Here is a 16,335-nt window from a genome sequence, read left to right on the forward strand (position 1 = left end):
GCAAGTTGTCTTTCATAGTAACCATTAGCTTTATTATCAATACTATCTCTAAGGAATATTTCTCTTTCTTTTTTCATGAGAGCGTTTAAGAGGAGTGCAGCAGCCATTTTGATACCCTCTTTTGATTCAATTTTTGAGATTTCACTTAAAACTTTTTCTAAATCTAAGTCTAAGTTTTCCATTTTACAGACCTCCTGGTTAGTTTAGTCTTTTAGGTTTTATGTTATCATTAATTTAAAAAATATTAAAAATTTTTATTATGCCTCTAAAATATTTTATTAAAAGACACAATTTATATTCTACTCCCCAGATGAAGATTTTGAAAGATTTAGAGAATATTTTTATAGAAAGACAGGGATAATGTTTGACGAGAGTAAAAGATACTTTGTTGACAGAAGACTTGTTGAAAGGATAAAGGCAACAGGACACAGTAATTTTAAGAGTTATTTTATATTCTTAAGGTTGGAAGCAACCGGAAAGGAACTTCAAAACTTGATCAATGCCCTAACCGTAAATGAGACATATTTTTTTAGAGAGGACTATCAGTTTAGATGTATGGTAAGCAGGATGCTTCCAGAGATATTTTTGAGAAAGAAAAAAGGAGATATAATAAAGATATGGTCAATTCCTTCATCCACAGGAGAAGAGCCTTACTCCATTGCTATATACTTACTTGAATACTGGGATGAAATCGATGAGTGGGATGTAGAAATAGTTGCTTCTGATATCGATACCAATGCCCTTGAAGCCGCCAAAAGGGGTATATATTCTGAGCGTTCGGTAAAGTTTTTACCACCTCATATATTAAAAAAATATTTTAAACCCCTTGGCAATGGATACTATAGAATTTCAGACGATTTGGTTTCAGCCGTTAATTTTACCAGAGTCAACATCGTTGATAGACTGGAGACTAAGAAATATCGTGGGTTTGATATTGTTTTTTGTAGAAATTTGCTTATATATTTTGACGATACATCAAGAAAAATCGCTGCTGAAAACATTTATGATTCACTAAATCCTGGAGGGTTTGTTTGCCTTGGCCATTCAGAATCCATGAGTAGAATTTCTTCTATTTTTAAGGTTAGAAAATTCCCTGAAGCTATAGTTTATCAAAAGCCTTTGGAGGAAAATGTATGAAAAGAGTGCTTGTGGTAGATGATGCACCAACGGTAAGAATGTATCATAAGAAAATATTAAAAGATGCAGGTTTTGAGGTAGATGAAGCAGTTAATGGTTTGGAAGCACTGGAAAAAGCCTTAATGAACGAATATAACCTTTATGTGGTTGATATCAATATGCCAAAGCTTGATGGATACAGTTTTGTAAAGAGATTAAGGGCTTCTGCTGAGGTTAAACAAGCTCCTGTGATTATGGTTTCTACAGAAGCTGAAGAAAAGGATAAAGAATTATCTTATGAGGCTGGGGCTAATTTTTACTTAGTAAAGCCTGTAAAACCTGAAGACCTTATAAAATATGCAAAGATTTTTACAGGGGTGGGTTTATGAATAATTCATTACTTGAGCAATTTATAATTGAAAGTAAAGAATATCTTCAAAAAATAGGTGAAATTTTAATCAAACTTGAAGAAGAGGGAAGCTCAAAGGAGTTGTTAAACGAGTTATTCAGACTTGTGCATACTCTTAAAGGCAACTCAGGTCTTTTTGATTTTCCGGCTATGACAAAACTTCTTCATGCCAGTGAAGACCTGATGAACAGATTAAGGGATGGAAGTTTAGAATATACCTCCGAAATCGCAGATATCCTTCTTGAGGCAATGGATACGATTTCTCAAATGATAGATGAGATTGAAGCATCTGGGGAGCTCCAACCAAGCACCAATGAGACCGCCTTTGAAAAGGCATCTTTTATAAGAAATTTCTTGTCAGAAGGGAAAGATAGCCTTAAAAAGGTAAAAAAAAGAGTTGAAAAAATCGAAGACCAACCTACAGAGGTTAAATCTTATGATTATTTAGTTATTCCTGAAGATACAAGAATGCTAATGGTTAGGGCTCTTTTTGAAGGAAAACCTGTAAGAATTTTGCAATTTTCTCCTGAAGAAGAATGTTTTTATAAAGGTGATGACCCGTTTTTACTTGTAAGAAACACCCCAAATATTCTCTGGGGTAGGTATTATCTTAGAGAAAGGATAGAGGATATAGAAACTCTGGACATCTATAAATGCATTACTAATTTTGATGTTGTTGCTATAGCTGAAGATTCTGTACTTAAGGAGCACTTTCAATATGTTCTTGACCAAATAGAAATTATCATTCCTTCTATCTCTCAGTTAATCATTCCAAAAGGTGACAGAAACGGTGGCCCGGTTTACGAGGATTTTGTAGAAGAATTTACTGAGATGCTCAAAAAGGGAGACAAGGGTATTCTAAAAAATTCGCTTAGGGCTTTAAAAGAATTAACTGCTCCTAATCTATATGTTTCTTCTTGTCTTAGATGGATTGAGCTATTAATAGACTATTTGCCAGACTCTATGGTTTATATAGAGGGTTTATTAAGAAGTATAAAAACCTTTGAACCCCCGCGATTTGGCGAAGTCCAAAAAACCTATGAAATTAAACCCGAGGTAACAGAAAAAAGTATGACAATTCCAAAAGAGGTATTAAGAGTATTTGAAGAACAAAAGAAAGTTCTTGAAAAAATAAGTTCTGTATCGCAAGAACTTAAAGAAGGTATTTTAAAATCTGTTTTCTTATCTCTTGAGAATGCCTTGACAGCTTCAAAAAACTCAGAACTTCTCGAAAGGTTAAAACAAAAAAATACGATAGAGGATATTCGTTCATTTATAGAAGAGTGCCTAAGTTTAAAGGTTGAAGAATATAGAAAACCTGAAAAAGTAGAAAAGGTAGAAAAAGCAAAAAAAGTAGAATGTGTTGAAAAAGAGGAAAAGGTGTCAGAAGTCGCAGAAAAACCATCAACTACTAAGGTTTTAAAGGTTGATGAAACCAAGATTGATCGACTTATGAACCTTATCGGAGAGCTTGTTGTTACCAAAAACAGTCTTCTTTATCTTTCAAGAAAAGTGGATACTGAATACGAACTTGTTACATTTAGTAAAGAGATGAAACAATACTACAGCGTTATAAATAAGATTGCTGAAGAAATGCAAGATGCCATCATGCAGGTAAGAATGATCCCTGTTTCAACGGTATTTCAGAGATTTCCCAGACTTGTAAGGTATATTTCGAAAAAACTTGGTAAAAAGGTAAAGTTAATCATCGAGGGTGAGGAAACTGAGGCTGATAAAAATGTGGTTGAAGCTTTGGCAGACCCATTTATCCATCTTGTAAGAAATAGCCTTGACCATGGGATTGAACCCCCAGAGGAGAGGATTGCAAAGGGCAAGCCAGAAATAGGGACCATAATCCTTAGGGCAAAACAGGAAGCAGACAGAGTAGTTATCCAAGTAGAAGACGATGGTAGGGGGATTGACCCACAAAAGGTAAAACAAAAAGCCTATGAAAAAGGGCTGATCTCTGAGGAAGAGCTTGAAAAATTAAAAGATGAAGAAGCATTAAATCTTATCTTTCTCCCTGGATTTTCAACCAAGGAAGTCTCCTCTGAGCTTTCAGGCAGAGGAGTTGGGATGGATGTGGTAAGATCGATGGTAGATAGATATAACGGAACGGTAAGTGTTACTTCGGTAAAAGATAAGGGGACTACGATTACTCTTTCCTTACCACTTTCTATGGCTGTTTCTCATGTAATGCTTGTTGAAGCGGCGAACCAAAAATACGGTATCCCTATGGATACTATCATTGAAACAGTAAGGATCAAAAAAGAAGAGATTCATGTTTTTAAAGGAGTGCAGACTACCTCCTTAAGAGGAAAGGTGATTCCCATACTTTTCCTTAATGATTTGTTAGAACTTGGTGTTCCACCTGTTACTACCGAAGATGGCGAATATGCTGTTTTGGTGTTAAACATAAAAAATGAAATGGCAGGTATAGTAGTAGACAAGTTTTTAGGGACAGCAGACATAATACTTAAGCCTCTTCCAGGGTTTATGGCAGATATAACTCTATTTTCTGGTACAGCTATTATGGGTGATGGTTCAGTTCTTTTAGTAATAAACCCAAAGGAGTTGATAGAATGGCGTTAGAGGTTAAAAAAAACAAAGCAATTTTAAAAGAAATCGTAACGGTTGAAGAGGCAGAACCCCTTTTTGAATGGTTTCTTAAGGTAAAGAAACCAGAAGTGGATATGACGGAGTGTAGTCATATTCATACTGCGGTTTTACAGCTTTTTATGATCTTTAAACCTAAGTTAATCCTTCCTAAAGATGAAGGGTTAAAACTCTGGCTTATAGGATTTTAAAACCTACAAGTTAAAACAGGGAGGGTAAGTGAATGCCAAAAACCGTTCTTATAGTAGATGATTCTGCTACCATGTTGTTAAGTCTAAAAACAAACTTAGAAATGCATGGGCTCAAAGTAGAACAGGCATCAAACGGAAAGGAGGCCTTGGATAAAATAAAATCAGGGCTTAAACCTGACCTTATAATCACAGATTTAAACATGCCTGTAATGGATGGGCTTGAGTTTATAAAAAACGTAAGACCAATCCTTAGGTTTACCCCAATTCTTATCCTTACCACAGAAAGCGAGCAAACCAAAAGACAGCAGGCAAAAGCACTTGGGGCTACAGGGTGGCTTGTAAAGCCTGTTTCAGGGCAAGACCTGATAAATGTAATGAAAAAAGTTCTACCAGGAGTATAAGAAAATGGCCCTAAAAACTGAGTATCTAAAGGTGGTTGTTTTGGTTTTGTTGCCTGTAAGTTTATTTTTATCAATGGTTGATTATTATTTTCTTTCTTACGTAAGTTTTATCCCTGAAAAACTAAGAGGTTTTATGGTTGTTTTTTCTGCTGTGTTGACAACCTTTTTTATTAATGTTTATTTAAGTCATAAAGGTAGAATACGTGCTTACAATAGAATTCCAGAGAAAACAGAAAAGGTTTTTAAAAAACTGAAAGAAGCACATACCTTTTGTTCAGCTCAAAGAGCGAGTTTTAACGATATATTTGAACTTTTTTCAAGGAATATACAGGAAACGATAAAAATGACAGAAGAGTATATCATAGAGTTTGTTAAAAAGCTTGAAAGTCTTTACAGTAACTCAAAAGAACAAACAGAACTTATTAAAAGCTCTCTTTCATCAGGAGAAAATCTGATCAAAATAATCGATAGACAAATAGACTATAACAGAGAAAATATAAAAAATCTTGATCTTGTTATAGAAATGAGAAACAGAAATTTGCAGGAAAACCTTAATAGGATTTATAAACTTAGAGAAAAGATGTATCAAGTAACCCCTGTGATAGATAGCATAAAAAACATCGCCGAGCAAATAAACATTTTAGCCATAAATGCCTCAATCGAGGCAGCTCGAGCAGGGGTGAGTGGTGCCGGTTTTTCTGTGATAGCAAATGAAATAAGAAAACTCTCTAATAACACCGAAAAGATGGTGCAAGAGATTCAGGATAAAATCTTATCGATGATAGAAGAGGTGGATGAGAGCTATAGATATTTTAAAGTTAGAATAACAAAAACAGAAGTTTTAGAACTTGTTGAAAAGGTTAGGCAAAATAATCAAGAAATGGAAAACGATTTATCTAAGATAGGTGGTTTGATGGTAACCATAATCAACGAGATAAACAAACAAAACGAGATTATATATAGTATGGTTGTTGAACTTCTTGGAGAGGTCCAATTTCAGGATGTAATAAGGCAAAGGTTAGAGAAGGTGTGCGAAGCCTTAGAAGAGCTTTCAAAGTATAACTCAGAGCTTTTGAGATGGGTAGAAAACTGTGAAGAAAAAAGTAAACCCGTAGAGATAAAGGTTTTACTTGAGAAATTCAAAGAAAGATACATTATGGCAGACCAGAGAAGGGTTCATGCAGAGGTTTTTGAAGGAGAAACTGTAATTAAAAAAGAAGCTCCTCAGATAGAGTTGTTTTAAGCATGGTGACCATAGCCATTACCAACAGAAAAGGTGGAACAGGAAAAAGTACGGTAGCGGTAAATTTAGCCGCGGAGCTTTCTGTTAGAGGTAAAAAAGTTCTTCTGGTTGACCTTGATACTCAGGGACATTCAACGATAGGTGTAGGTTTTGAGTATAAAAAAGGACTTTTAACCATCCATAGTGTCTTTTCTGATCCTGAGATTGAGGTCGATAAAGTAATCTATCAGACAAGATAGGAAAATCTCTATATCTCCCCTGCAGACCCTATGTTTGACCATAGTCTTTCTGGGAGTAAAAAAGATGTTTTAAGGGATAGGATAGCCAAGCCCAAATTACTTGATAGTTTTGATTTCGTGATCATAGACACCGCACCTTCCCTTGATAATTTACTTGTCAACGCCCTTGTTGCTTCAGACTATGTATTGCTTCCTTTCCAGCCTCATTTTTTGTCCTTAGAGGGGATTAAGTCTTTAACACGGGTTTTTTTTAGGGTAGCCTCATATGATAATCCTTCTTTAAAACTTTTGGGCTTAATTCCAGTTATGATAAATGCAAGGATTCAACATCATAATAAAATTAAAAGCACTCTTTCCACAAACTTTGGCTCAAACAGGATGTTCTCAGGAATAAGGACTGACATAAAGGTTGTAGAGGCCTTTGAAAATAAGATGCCTGTAATTTTTTATGCTCCTAATACAAGAGCTTCTGTAGACATAAAACTTCTTACCGATGAAATACTTCAAAAATTAGAGTACTTTTCCCTGCAAAACCTCTCTATTTAGATAAATTCATAGAAAAGTTTTTTAGATTTTCGGTCTTGATTTTGAGAAAATTTTTCTTGTATTTAAAAGTTCACGATTGAAGAATAAAAAAATACACAAAAAGTATCCATGAAAGGGATAAAAAAGATAGAAATGGTTAAAAATAATAAGTTAGTAGCAAGATTTATTATTTTATTATTTATCTGGATAGGGCTTAGTTTAATTAGCTATGTTTTAATGCCTTTCTTAAACTTTATTCCATAAAAAATACAGATTTCCTTAATAATCGGGTTTACGGCTTTTACGGTGTTTGGGTTTACGGTTTTTTTATGAATCAGTTTAGAAACACAAAAACTAAAAGAAGCCCATAAGTTTTGTTCGGATCAAAGAAAGTTTTTTGATAAAATAAGTGAGCTTTTTGTAAAAAACCTAAAAGAAACCATAAAAACAACAGAAGAAACCGCGATTGACTTTATAAACTCACTAACTGATTTTTACCATAAATCTAAAATGCAGACTGAATTTATTAAAAGTTTTGTTTTTTTCTGGAGATAACTCAGTCGAAATGATAGACAGACAAATAGAACATAGCCTCTAAGATGTTGAAAGAGCTTGATCGTATTATAGAAATACGCTTTAAAAACTTACAGGAAATTTATGACATAATTTACAGTTTACAGCAAAAGGTAGACTTAATGCTTCCTGTTTTAAACTACATTAAAGACATCTCCGAACAGATAACCATTTTAGCCATAAACTCAAGCATAGAGGCAGCTCGTGCTGGAAAGGCAGGAGCTGGATTTTCTGTGATTGCTGATGAAATAAGGAAACTTGCGATAAAAACTGAGAGTATAGTAAAGGATATTCTTTCTAAAATGAAAACACTAAAGGAAGAAATGGATAAAAGCTATGAATTTTTTATGACCAGTTAAAAAGCACAGAGCTTTCTTTGATGCTTGAGGCTGTGAAACAATCAACACAAAAAATGGAGAGAGATTTGGAACAGGTAGGTAGTTTGATTGCAAAACTTGTCGGTGAGATAGAAAAGAAAAATACCATCATTTTAAACACCATCTCTGATTTGCTTGGGAAGGTTCAATTCCAAGATGTGGTAAGACAACGACTTGAAAAGCTTTGTGAGATATGTTCTGAGATTTCTGAATATAACAGAAGACTTTTACGCTGGGTAGATAACCCTGATGAAGAAGAACAACCTGAGGAGATAAAGGTTTTGATTGAGAAAGTGAAACAAAATTATATCATGGCAGACCATAAAAGAGTTCAGGCTGAGGTTTTTAATGAAGAGACCAAAATCAAAGAAGAAGCCCCCAAAATAGAGCTTTTTTAAAAACTGGTAAAGCTTGTCAAAATGACTAACCTTTCAGTTTTTACCTGCTAAAATTTAAATTTAGTGTTGAATATTCTAAAACAAAACCCCACAGAGGTTTCTTTTTAAGCACTTGAAAATCTCAATTTATTATTTATTATTTAACTAACTAAATTTTAATTCGAGGTGTAAGTTTTTGATGAGTTTACAGGAAGTAAAACCAGAATTAAGTACCAAAGAAGTCGTTTTAGAGGAGTATCCTATCGTTAGGACCCTTTATGGCGAAAGGGGGAACAATTTTAAGATTTTAGAAAATTTTTTTAGGGTTCAGATTTCCCTTAAGGGTAATCACATCTTTATCAAAGGAGAGCCTATAGACCTTGAGCTTGCGGAAAAAACCATAGCCGAGCTTTATGGATTGGTAAAATCAGGTTACACCATCTATCCTTCAGACGTAGAATATGCCTCAAGGATTATCCTTGAAAACCCCAAAGCTAACCTTAAGGAGATTTTTTTAGATACCATCTTTGTTACCTCAGGACGTAAGGTTATCACCCCTAAGGGGATTACGCAAAAGAAATATATAGAGGCCATCAGAAGGTCTGAAATAGTTTTTGGGATAGGACCTGCTGGTACAGGAAAAACTTATTTGGCTGTTGCTATGGCGGTTTCTTACCTGATGAAAGGAGAGGTTAACAGGCTTGTTTTAGTCAGACCTGCAGTAGAGGCAGGAGAAAAATTAGGTTTTCTACCTGGAGACATCGCAGAAAAGGTTAATCCATATCTTAGGCCTTTGTATGATGCTCTTTATGATATGCTTTCTTTTGATAAGGTTGTAAGACTTTTTCAAAAAGGGGCGATAGAGATAGCCCCTTTAGCTTTTATGAGAGGAAGAACTTTAAATGAGGCCTTTATCATCTTGGATGAGGCTCAAAACACAACCTCTGAGCAGATGAAAATGTTCTTGACCCGTCTTGGGCAAAACTCTAAAGCAGTTATCACCGGAGACGTTACCCAGATAGATTTACCTGATCCTAAAAAATCAGGTCTTCTTGAAGCGATGGAAGTTCTTGAGGGTATTAAAGGTATTTCTTTTATATATTTCACTAAAAGTGATGTGGTAAGACATCCTATCGTTCAACAAATTATAGAGGCCTATGAAAAAAAAGAACAAAAAGAAAAGGAAGCCTAAATGTTAAGTATTTTGTTTAAATCTCTTTACCAGGTGGTAGACCTTCTCTTAAGTGTTTATGTTTGGATTATCATCGCAAGGTGTATTATCTCTTGGGTAAATCCCTATCCCTATCATCCGGTAGTAAGGTTTTTATACAGGGTAACCGAACCTGTGCTTGGCCCAGCAAGAAGGATTATTCCACCGATAGCTGGTTTAGACTTAAGCCCTATAGTGGTGATTTTTTTGATTTACTTTGTTCAAAATCTAATGCAGTACTTAGTAACCAGATATCTATTTTTCTAAAATCCCTGTTATGGTTTTAGAGATAAAGGTTCATCCAGAAAAGAAGAAAGACCGGATTTTGGGTCATAAACTTCCTAATTTTTTAGAGGTAGAGCTTAAAGCTAAACCTCAAAACAACCAAGCTAACGAAGCTTTAATCCGATTTTTGAGCACAGTTTTTAATATTCCAGAAAAGCAGATAAAAATTCTCAAAGGAAAAACTCAACCTAAAAAACTGATAAACTTGGAAGGACTTGATCCCATTCAATTTGAGGTTTATGTCGAAAAATCGTTAAATAAGGACTAAAAAGAGGGCCACACATATGAAACCTTTTGTTTTTTTTGACCTTGACGGAACTCTGATAGACAGTATGCCTTATCATGCCAAAGCCTGGATAGAGGCTCTGGCTGAATATGGTATAAAGTTTAAAGAAGAAGAGGTGTATCTATACGAAGGGGCGATAGAGTTTGAGATGGTCCGAGACATTTTTCTGCAAAAAGGATTTAACATAGACAAAGATTTCTTCGAGGCTCTCTTTAAAAAACAAAAGGCTATTTTTCTTAGTCGTTATGCCTCAAAGGTCAAACCTTTTCCTGAGGTTCCAGGTATTTTAGAAACCTTAAAAAAAGAAAAGAAAGGTTTAGCCCTGGTTACCAGCTCTCATGTAGAAATTTTAGAAAAAGTTTTACCAAAGAGTTTTTATGCTTATTTTTCGGTAGTACTTACAGGGGATAAAATAAAGAAAAGAAAGCCTCATCCAGATCCGTATTTAGAGGCGTTAAAGGCTTTTAATACCTCGATCAATCAAGGTTTGGTGGTAGAAAATTCCTCTGCAGGAGTGATTTCAGCCAAAGGGGCGAACCTTTTTTGTGTAGCTATTACTACCACCTTATCTGAGGAGCACCTAAGGTTAGCAGACCTGATAGTAAAAGACCATACCGAGCTTAAAGAGGTTTTATTAAATGGGAAAGGAAAGGGTTAAAAACCATAGACCTTTGGACTATAAAGAGTATTTTGCACAATATCAGGATTTGATCCCTGATTATTTGGAGTTTTTAGAGTGTTTAAAAAAACAGCATCGTCAGTATTTTTGCATAAACACCTTAAAGATAAGAACTAACGAGGAGAAGGAACGTCTTTTAGAAATTTTAAGACAAAAAAACATTCAGTTTGAGTCAGTTCAAGAGGTTCCTTATTTTTATAGGGTGGTTAACAACGAAGAGGTTTCGTTAGGAAATTTAGAGGAGTATAGTTTAGGTTTAATCCATTCGATGACCTTAGCGAGTAGTCTTCCTATAATAGCCCTTGACCCTCAACCAGGAGATTTAGTGCTTGATTTATGTGCAGCTCCAGGAGGAAAAACTTGTCTTATAGCCATCATAACCCAAGATAGAGCTACTGTAGTAGCTAACGACAAAAGGGTAGACCGTTTAACCGCTTTGGTAGCCAACCTTAAACGTTTAGGGGTTGCCTCTGCCATAACTACCCGTTATCGAGGGGAGCAGTTTCCCTTTGGGATTCCTTTTAATAAGGTGTTGGTCGATGCCCCTTGTTCTGGAGAAGGAAGATATAGGGTAGGGCTTGAAGGTGAAATACTTTATCAAAAAGGACATGGTAAAACCAACCTTCAATCTATTCAAAAGGGTTTGTTAGTAAGAGCCTTTGACCTTTTATCTCCAGGAGGGGTGTTGGTTTATAGCACCTGTACGATAAACCCAAAAGAAAACGAGGAAGTAGTAGATTATCTTCTGCGAAAAAGACAGGCTAAACTGGTAGATTGGATTTCTCCTTTGTCATATTATGAAGGGATTACTGAATGGGAAGGCAAACCTTATCATCCAGACCTAAGGCTTACTAAAAGGTATTATACTCATAAAATAGATGCCGTAGGCTTTTTTGTGGCTAAAATTATCAAGTTAGTCTAAATTATTTAAAGAGGCGTATAATTTAAAAATTTTCAAAATAAAGTATAATAATTCTCTATGAAATGCCCCAGATGTAAGGTCTTAGAAACCAAAGTCATAGACTCAAGGGTTATAGAAGAAGGATATACCATAAGAAGAAGGCGAGAATGCAGCAACTGTGGATACAGGTTTACCACCTATGAAAAACTTGAGTTAGATATCATGATAGTTAAAAAGGATGGTAGAAGAGAACCTTATAATCGGGAAAAGCTCATCTCAGGCATAAGAAAGGCTTGCCATAAAAGGTCTATCAGTGAAGAAAATATCTTAAGTTTTGTAAACGAGCTTGAGCTTGACCTTATTCAAAGAGGAGAAAAAGAAGTGTCTTCTGGATATTTGGGAGAAAGGGTAATGCAGGCCTTAAAGGCCTGGGATAAGGTGGCTTACATACGTTTTGCTTCAGTTTATAAAGAGTTTAAAGATGTAGGAGAATTCCTAAACCAAATAAAAGAGTTGAACCATGATGAACCCTCGTGATAGGATAGTATTTCCTTTAGATGTGCCTACTATAGATGAGGCTTTGAGATGGGTAGACAGACTGAAGGACTTGGTAGGGGTCTTTAAAGTCGGTTTTGAGCTTTATACAAGTTGTGGTCCTAAGGTAATAGAAGAAATAAAAAAGAGAAGCAATAACAAAATTTTTTTGGATTTAAAACTAAACGACATTCCTAACACTGTACTTAGGACGGTAAGGGTAGTTTCTAATCTGGGGGTTGATTGGATAACAGTTCATGCCCTTTCTGGAGAAGAAAGTTTGAAAAGCGCGGTAAGTGCCGCTTACAACAACCTAAAAATATTAGCTGTTACGGTTTTAACCTCCCTTGAGAGGGCAGACCTTATGGAATTAGGCTTTAACGCTGAACTGGTAAGAGAGGTTAAAGACCTGGTGCTAAGGTTAACCAAGATTGCTTATCAAACAGGTTGTGACGGGATAGTCTGTTCAGCCAGAGAAACTTCTCAGATAAAAGAAGTTTATCCCGAGTTGTTTACCGTGGTCCCGGGTATTAGGTTGGAAGGGGCAAGAAAGGACGACCAAATAAGGGTAGTTACACCTTATGAAGCCATCCTTTCTGGTGCAGATTATCTTGTTATAGGAAGACCTATCAGAGAAGCTTTTTCTCCTGAAAAAACCTGTATGGAGATCGCCGAAGAAATAGAAAAAGCCTTAGCCCAAAAGAACCAAAACAAGGATAACGTATAAAAGTTTAATAAATTTCTATGGTTTCACTATACAATAGCTCAAAAATCTTAAAATTTCTAACGCTAAAATAGGCTCCATAAAGCACGGGAAGGTATCCTGAGGTATTTAGATAATAAAGTTTTTCAGGCTGAAGGCGTCTTAAAGTTTCGATGTTTGCAAGAAACAGATTTTTAAACTCAACCTTTCCTAAAGGTCCGTTCATCACAAAGGACGTTTGGGCGATACAATCCTTTTCCAAAATATCCAGACTAAACTCTAAGGCTTTTTTTAAGTCTAAAGCCAAATCGGTAAGTTCTTTTTTTACCTCAGCAAAAAAAGTAGTATCTTCTCCTGTTTCGGTGAAAAGGGCCTCTCCTTCTTCGGTTGTGGTAAATTTCCCGTCCACAGCAACCAAAAAGTTTTCTTCCCCCTCTTCTCTAAGATAAACCAGCCCAAAGGGATAAAGCTTTATCACCTTAGGAATATAGTCTATCTTAAAACTTCCCTCTTTGGTTAAATAAGGATTTTTGCCTTGGACTCCAAGAACAGCAAAAGGAAAAACCATACCCTCAGACATAGCAAAAAACACTGGATAATACATCGTAGCCGGAAGTATTTCCGAATACCCAAGGGGTATGATTTCTACCCCTTCCATAAAGGAAAAGTTGTCAGGTTTTATAACCTTTAAATGTTTATGTTCTTCTGGTTCAAGGATAACAGGATTTTTAAAAAGTTGAGACGGGGTAAACATTATTAAACCTCCTTTTTAGATTTTATCATCTTTCCACAGTATGTCTACCGCAGAAACATTGATCGCCCTTTGAATAATTTTTTCCCAGTTAAGTCCAGTTTTTCCTTTTATTCCTATAGCATACTGAAAGTTTCCTAAGTATCGTGCGTTGATGTATAGAGGGTTGAAGTTTGCTAAAACCAGATTAGCCATAAATATAGAAGGAATGAAAAGCCTTTGTCCTCCATCTAATTCTACCTCGGCGCTTTTAGGAGTTATTCCTTCAAGCACGGTCCCTGGGATTAAAGGTTCTGTAAAAATGACTACCTCTTCAAACCCGGCAAGTTTTAAACCGTAATACAAAGTCCAGGGTTTAAAACGGTTTATGTGGTGAGGTGGGTAGTCATTGCCCCACCATTGGTATTTTAGATAGGATTTGGCTAAATGTTTAAAAGCAAAATAAGGAGGACAACTGATGATGGTAACACCATTTTCTTCTAAAAGTTCGTAGATTTCCTTAAGAAAATTTAAAGGGTTTTCTACATGTTCGATTACCTCAAAGGCTGTGATTACCTTATAGGGACCTTGAAAGTCTGAAGGGAGTTCTTTAAAGGTTAAGGCTTTAGCTACCCTAAGGTTGTAGTATTTTTTGGCAAGTTCAACCGCTTTTTCACTCGCATCTATTCCATAAACCTCAAACCCTTTAGCCTTAGCAATCAACATAAAATTGCCACATGAACACCCTACGTCTAAAAGCTTACCCTTAGGTAAAACCTCTAAAATAGGAAGTAATACGTTAAACCTGGGAAGATCTTTCCATTTTTTTAGTTCTTTGACCTCCTCTTTTTCTAATTGTTGATAATTTTCATAAGCTGTATGCCCAAAACTTAAAAGTTCATCAATCTTTTGTTCATAGGCTATATCATATTTCATGCTTTTACGAGGATAACCAAATTGAAGTCCACAGCTTGGGCATTCAAAAATGCGGTATTGGTTTATTACCTCAAACAGGCTAAAAGGTCCGTTAAAACTACACAAAGGACAACGTTCTGGTTTCTCATGGCTTTCTTGACAGGCTAACAGAGCATCTTTTAAAGCAAAATAAATTACCTTAGGAGGGATGCTTTCGATACAGGGGCTGTAAAACTGATGTTTAACCTTAGCCTCTGAACAGGGTTCATTAATAGCATGGACCCCACAGGGAGCTTTACAGGTTTGTCCTGTGTATTTAGGACGAACTGGAATAACCGTTGGATAAGTGTCGGATCTCAGTCTACCTTCAATGGGACCGGTTATAAAAACCGTAGGTTTTTTAAGGCCTCCTGCTATGTGTAAAGTAGAGGTATCTGCGGTGATGACCGCGTCAGATAAATAGATAGCGGCTACTAAATACCTAAGGTCTTTCATTAACGCAGAAAGGTTTGCTGCTTTTATCCCGTAAACATCAAGGGCTACCTCTACTGTCAAATCTTCGTCAGGTAGACTACAAATAACAGGAACAAACTCTGTAGAGATTAAGTCTTCTATTTCTTTTAGGAGTTTAGGAGGAAGGGTTCTGTGGATAGAAGAAGCAAGATAGTGAAAAAGCAGTACCTTGTCTTTTCCGGAAACCTTTTTGATTTCTTCAAATATTTTTTTCATCTCTTCTACCACATTCAAGTCAACCCAAACATCAGGGGTTTCGTCTTCAGCAAAATAAAGTTTAAACTTCCATAAAAACCATTCTACCATGTTTAGGTTGTCAAAATGAGGGGAGTTAACCATTTCTACTGCCTTAACCATGTAGTTAGCTTTTACCACCTCTTTTATAGGAGCAGGATGAGGTAAAAGTTTATCTATGTAAGGCAGGTTTTCTAAGACTATACGAGCCCTTCCAGAAACACTTACCCAGAGTTTACTTTCTGGATAGCGTCTTTTGATCTCACGTAAAGCCACCGTAGAACAGAGCACATCTCCTATAGCACCTTGCATAAACACAAAAAGGGTTTTTCCGTTTAGGTCTTCTCCATCATAAAAAGGAGGAAGGGCAGAATGGGTTTTCTCAAACTGACTTTGAAGGTTGGTAGGTAAAAGACCAAACACATCATTAGCAAAAAGCAGCTTCTCCCCAGGTTTTAGGTTAAATTGATAGCCGTTAAACTCAAAACTTAGTTTGGTTTTGGCTTGAACAGTAAGCATTATTTCCTCCAAAATAAAGGTCTAATGTTTTTACTATAGCATTAGTTATCAAAAAGCATACCATTTTTACAGACAAAAAACCTATGTTTTTGGAAAGGTTCTGTATGTAATTTATCGATAGTCTATGTGCTAAAAAGTCAAACTTTTGACAATGTATATCTTTACAGAACGTTAGAGTTTGATCTTTTGAAAATAGGGAAATAATATATGGTATTGGGTTAAGAGATGTTGTGAAATCACCCTTATTTCATCAAGGACAGCCAAAAAGTTAACGTCTCCCTCCCATCTGGGGACTATTTGCAGGTGTAGATGGTCAGGATATCCAGCTCCTGCAACCTTCCCTAAGTTAAACCCAACGTTAAACCCGTGAGGTTTGAAGACTTCTTTTAGAATCTTGATGGCTTCTTGAGCCATTTTCATCAAAGCGGTGATCTCATCAGGGGTTAGTTGTTCGAGTTCAGCCACATGTTTTTTGGGAGCTACCAAAAGGTGCCCGGCATTATAAGGGAATTTGTTCATGATCACCAAAACAAAAGGATCTCTATAAAGTATAAGCCTTTCTTCATCAGGCAGATTTCCTTCAGGAGGACAAAAAATACAGCCAGGGTCTTTTTTACCTGATACGTATTCTCCTCTCCAGGGAGCCCACAAAATTTTTCGTTCCATATTCCCCCCCTTTCTAAAAACAAGTTTAAGGGTAAAATGATAAATACCTAATCATAACACAAAATAAACGTTTGTAAATTGTTAGGTTTTGAT

Annotated in this window: 18 protein-coding genes and 2 pseudogenes; 16 read left to right on the forward strand and 4 right to left on the reverse strand. The window is 35.9% G+C overall.

Annotated features, from left to right (window positions below):
* Nucleotides 1-182: pseudogene (locus tag G580_RS10090) on the reverse strand (IS256 family transposase); the annotation flags it as partial.
* 112 nt (nucleotides 183-294) lie between these two features.
* On the opposite strand from G580_RS10090, the gene G580_RS0105110 reads away from it, so the two are divergent.
* The 16 genes and pseudogenes from G580_RS0105110 (at nucleotide 295) to pyrF (ending at nucleotide 12,689) form a co-directional block, all read left to right on the forward strand.
* Nucleotides 295-1,137 carry a CheR family methyltransferase gene (locus G580_RS0105110; RefSeq protein WP_028841296.1) on the forward strand — a complete coding sequence of 281 codons (843 nt, stop codon included), beginning with the start codon at nucleotides 295-297 and terminating at the stop codon, nucleotides 1,135-1,137.
* Entirely contained in the window at nucleotides 1,134-1,505 is a 372-nt protein-coding gene (locus G580_RS0105115; protein ID WP_028841297.1) for a response regulator, read from the forward strand. The genes G580_RS0105110 and G580_RS0105115 overlap by 4 nt, the downstream gene beginning before the upstream one ends.
* Entirely contained in the window at nucleotides 1,502-4,117 is a 2,616-nt protein-coding gene (locus tag G580_RS0105120) for a chemotaxis protein CheA (RefSeq protein ID WP_028841298.1), read from the forward strand. Before G580_RS0105115 ends, G580_RS0105120 begins: the two co-directional genes overlap by 4 nt.
* Nucleotides 4,108-4,332, forward strand: coding sequence for a hypothetical protein (locus G580_RS0105125; protein ID WP_028841299.1), 225 nt, complete (start codon nucleotides 4,108-4,110; stop codon nucleotides 4,330-4,332). The genes G580_RS0105120 and G580_RS0105125 overlap by 10 nt, the downstream gene beginning before the upstream one ends.
* Before the next feature lie 32 nt (nucleotides 4,333-4,364).
* Entirely contained in the window at nucleotides 4,365-4,733 is a 369-nt protein-coding gene (locus tag G580_RS0105130; RefSeq protein ID WP_028841300.1) for a response regulator, read from the forward strand.
* A 4-nt stretch (nucleotides 4,734-4,737) separates the two neighbouring features.
* Entirely contained in the window at nucleotides 4,738-5,976 is a 1,239-nt protein-coding gene (locus tag G580_RS0105135) for a methyl-accepting chemotaxis protein (RefSeq protein WP_028841301.1), read from the forward strand.
* A 2-nt stretch (nucleotides 5,977-5,978) separates the two neighbouring features.
* Nucleotides 5,979-6,761 (forward strand): annotated as a pseudogene (locus tag G580_RS10095) (ParA family protein).
* Between the two features lie 578 nt (nucleotides 6,762-7,339).
* Nucleotides 7,340-7,672 (forward strand): methyl-accepting chemotaxis protein, encoded by a 333-nt coding sequence (locus tag G580_RS0105150; RefSeq protein ID WP_083960811.1) that lies wholly within the window; start codon nucleotides 7,340-7,342, stop codon nucleotides 7,670-7,672.
* A 65-nt stretch (nucleotides 7,673-7,737) separates the two neighbouring features.
* Nucleotides 7,738-8,088 carry a hypothetical protein gene (locus tag G580_RS0105155; RefSeq protein ID WP_169357082.1) on the forward strand — a complete coding sequence of 117 codons (351 nt, stop codon included), beginning with the start codon at nucleotides 7,738-7,740 and terminating at the stop codon, nucleotides 8,086-8,088.
* Nucleotides 8,089-8,266: 178 nt separating this feature from the next.
* Nucleotides 8,267-9,259, forward strand: coding sequence for a PhoH family protein (locus G580_RS0105160; RefSeq protein ID WP_028841303.1), 993 nt, complete (start codon nucleotides 8,267-8,269; stop codon nucleotides 9,257-9,259).
* Nucleotides 9,260-9,544, forward strand: a complete 285-nt coding sequence (locus G580_RS0105165; protein WP_028841304.1) for a YggT family protein — start codon at nucleotides 9,260-9,262, stop codon at nucleotides 9,542-9,544.
* A gap of 10 nt (nucleotides 9,545-9,554) precedes the next feature.
* Entirely contained in the window at nucleotides 9,555-9,830 is a 276-nt protein-coding gene (locus G580_RS0105170) for a DUF167 domain-containing protein (RefSeq protein WP_022856107.1), read from the forward strand.
* A gap of 16 nt (nucleotides 9,831-9,846) precedes the next feature.
* Nucleotides 9,847-10,506: an HAD family hydrolase gene (locus tag G580_RS0105175; protein ID WP_028841306.1), complete on the forward strand. Its 660-nt coding sequence runs from the start codon at nucleotides 9,847-9,849 to the stop codon at nucleotides 10,504-10,506.
* Nucleotides 10,487-11,449 (forward strand): NOL1/NOP2/sun family putative RNA methylase, encoded by a 963-nt coding sequence (locus tag G580_RS0105180; protein ID WP_051173124.1) that lies wholly within the window; start codon nucleotides 10,487-10,489, stop codon nucleotides 11,447-11,449. Before G580_RS0105175 ends, G580_RS0105180 begins: the two co-directional genes overlap by 20 nt.
* Before the next feature lie 57 nt (nucleotides 11,450-11,506).
* Entirely contained in the window at nucleotides 11,507-11,965 is a 459-nt protein-coding gene (gene nrdR, locus G580_RS0105185; protein WP_028841308.1) for a transcriptional regulator NrdR, read from the forward strand.
* Entirely contained in the window at nucleotides 11,949-12,689 is a 741-nt protein-coding gene (pyrF, locus tag G580_RS0105190; protein ID WP_051132425.1) for an orotidine-5'-phosphate decarboxylase, read from the forward strand. The genes nrdR and pyrF overlap by 17 nt, the downstream gene beginning before the upstream one ends.
* A 4-nt stretch (nucleotides 12,690-12,693) precedes the next feature.
* On the opposite strand, the gene G580_RS0105195 is transcribed toward pyrF, so the two are convergent.
* From G580_RS0105195 to G580_RS0105205, 3 genes are all read right to left on the reverse strand, one after another.
* A complete protein-coding gene (locus G580_RS0105195; RefSeq protein ID WP_028841309.1) occupies nucleotides 12,694-13,419 on the reverse strand; it encodes a SapC family protein in 726 nt (241 codons plus the stop codon).
* Nucleotides 13,420-13,434: 15 nt separating this feature from the next.
* A complete protein-coding gene (locus G580_RS0105200; protein WP_028841310.1) occupies nucleotides 13,435-15,576 on the reverse strand; it encodes a methyltransferase domain-containing protein in 2,142 nt (713 codons plus the stop codon).
* A 171-nt stretch (nucleotides 15,577-15,747) separates the two neighbouring features.
* Nucleotides 15,748-16,242, reverse strand: coding sequence for an HIT family protein (locus G580_RS0105205; RefSeq protein ID WP_028841311.1), 495 nt, complete (start codon nucleotides 16,240-16,242; stop codon nucleotides 15,748-15,750).
* Between the last annotated feature and the right edge of the window lie 93 nt (nucleotides 16,243-16,335).

The organism is Thermodesulfobacterium hveragerdense DSM 12571, assembly GCF_000423845.1.
Lineage (GTDB): Bacteria > Desulfobacterota > Thermodesulfobacteria > Thermodesulfobacteriales > Thermodesulfobacteriaceae > Thermodesulfobacterium > Thermodesulfobacterium hveragerdense.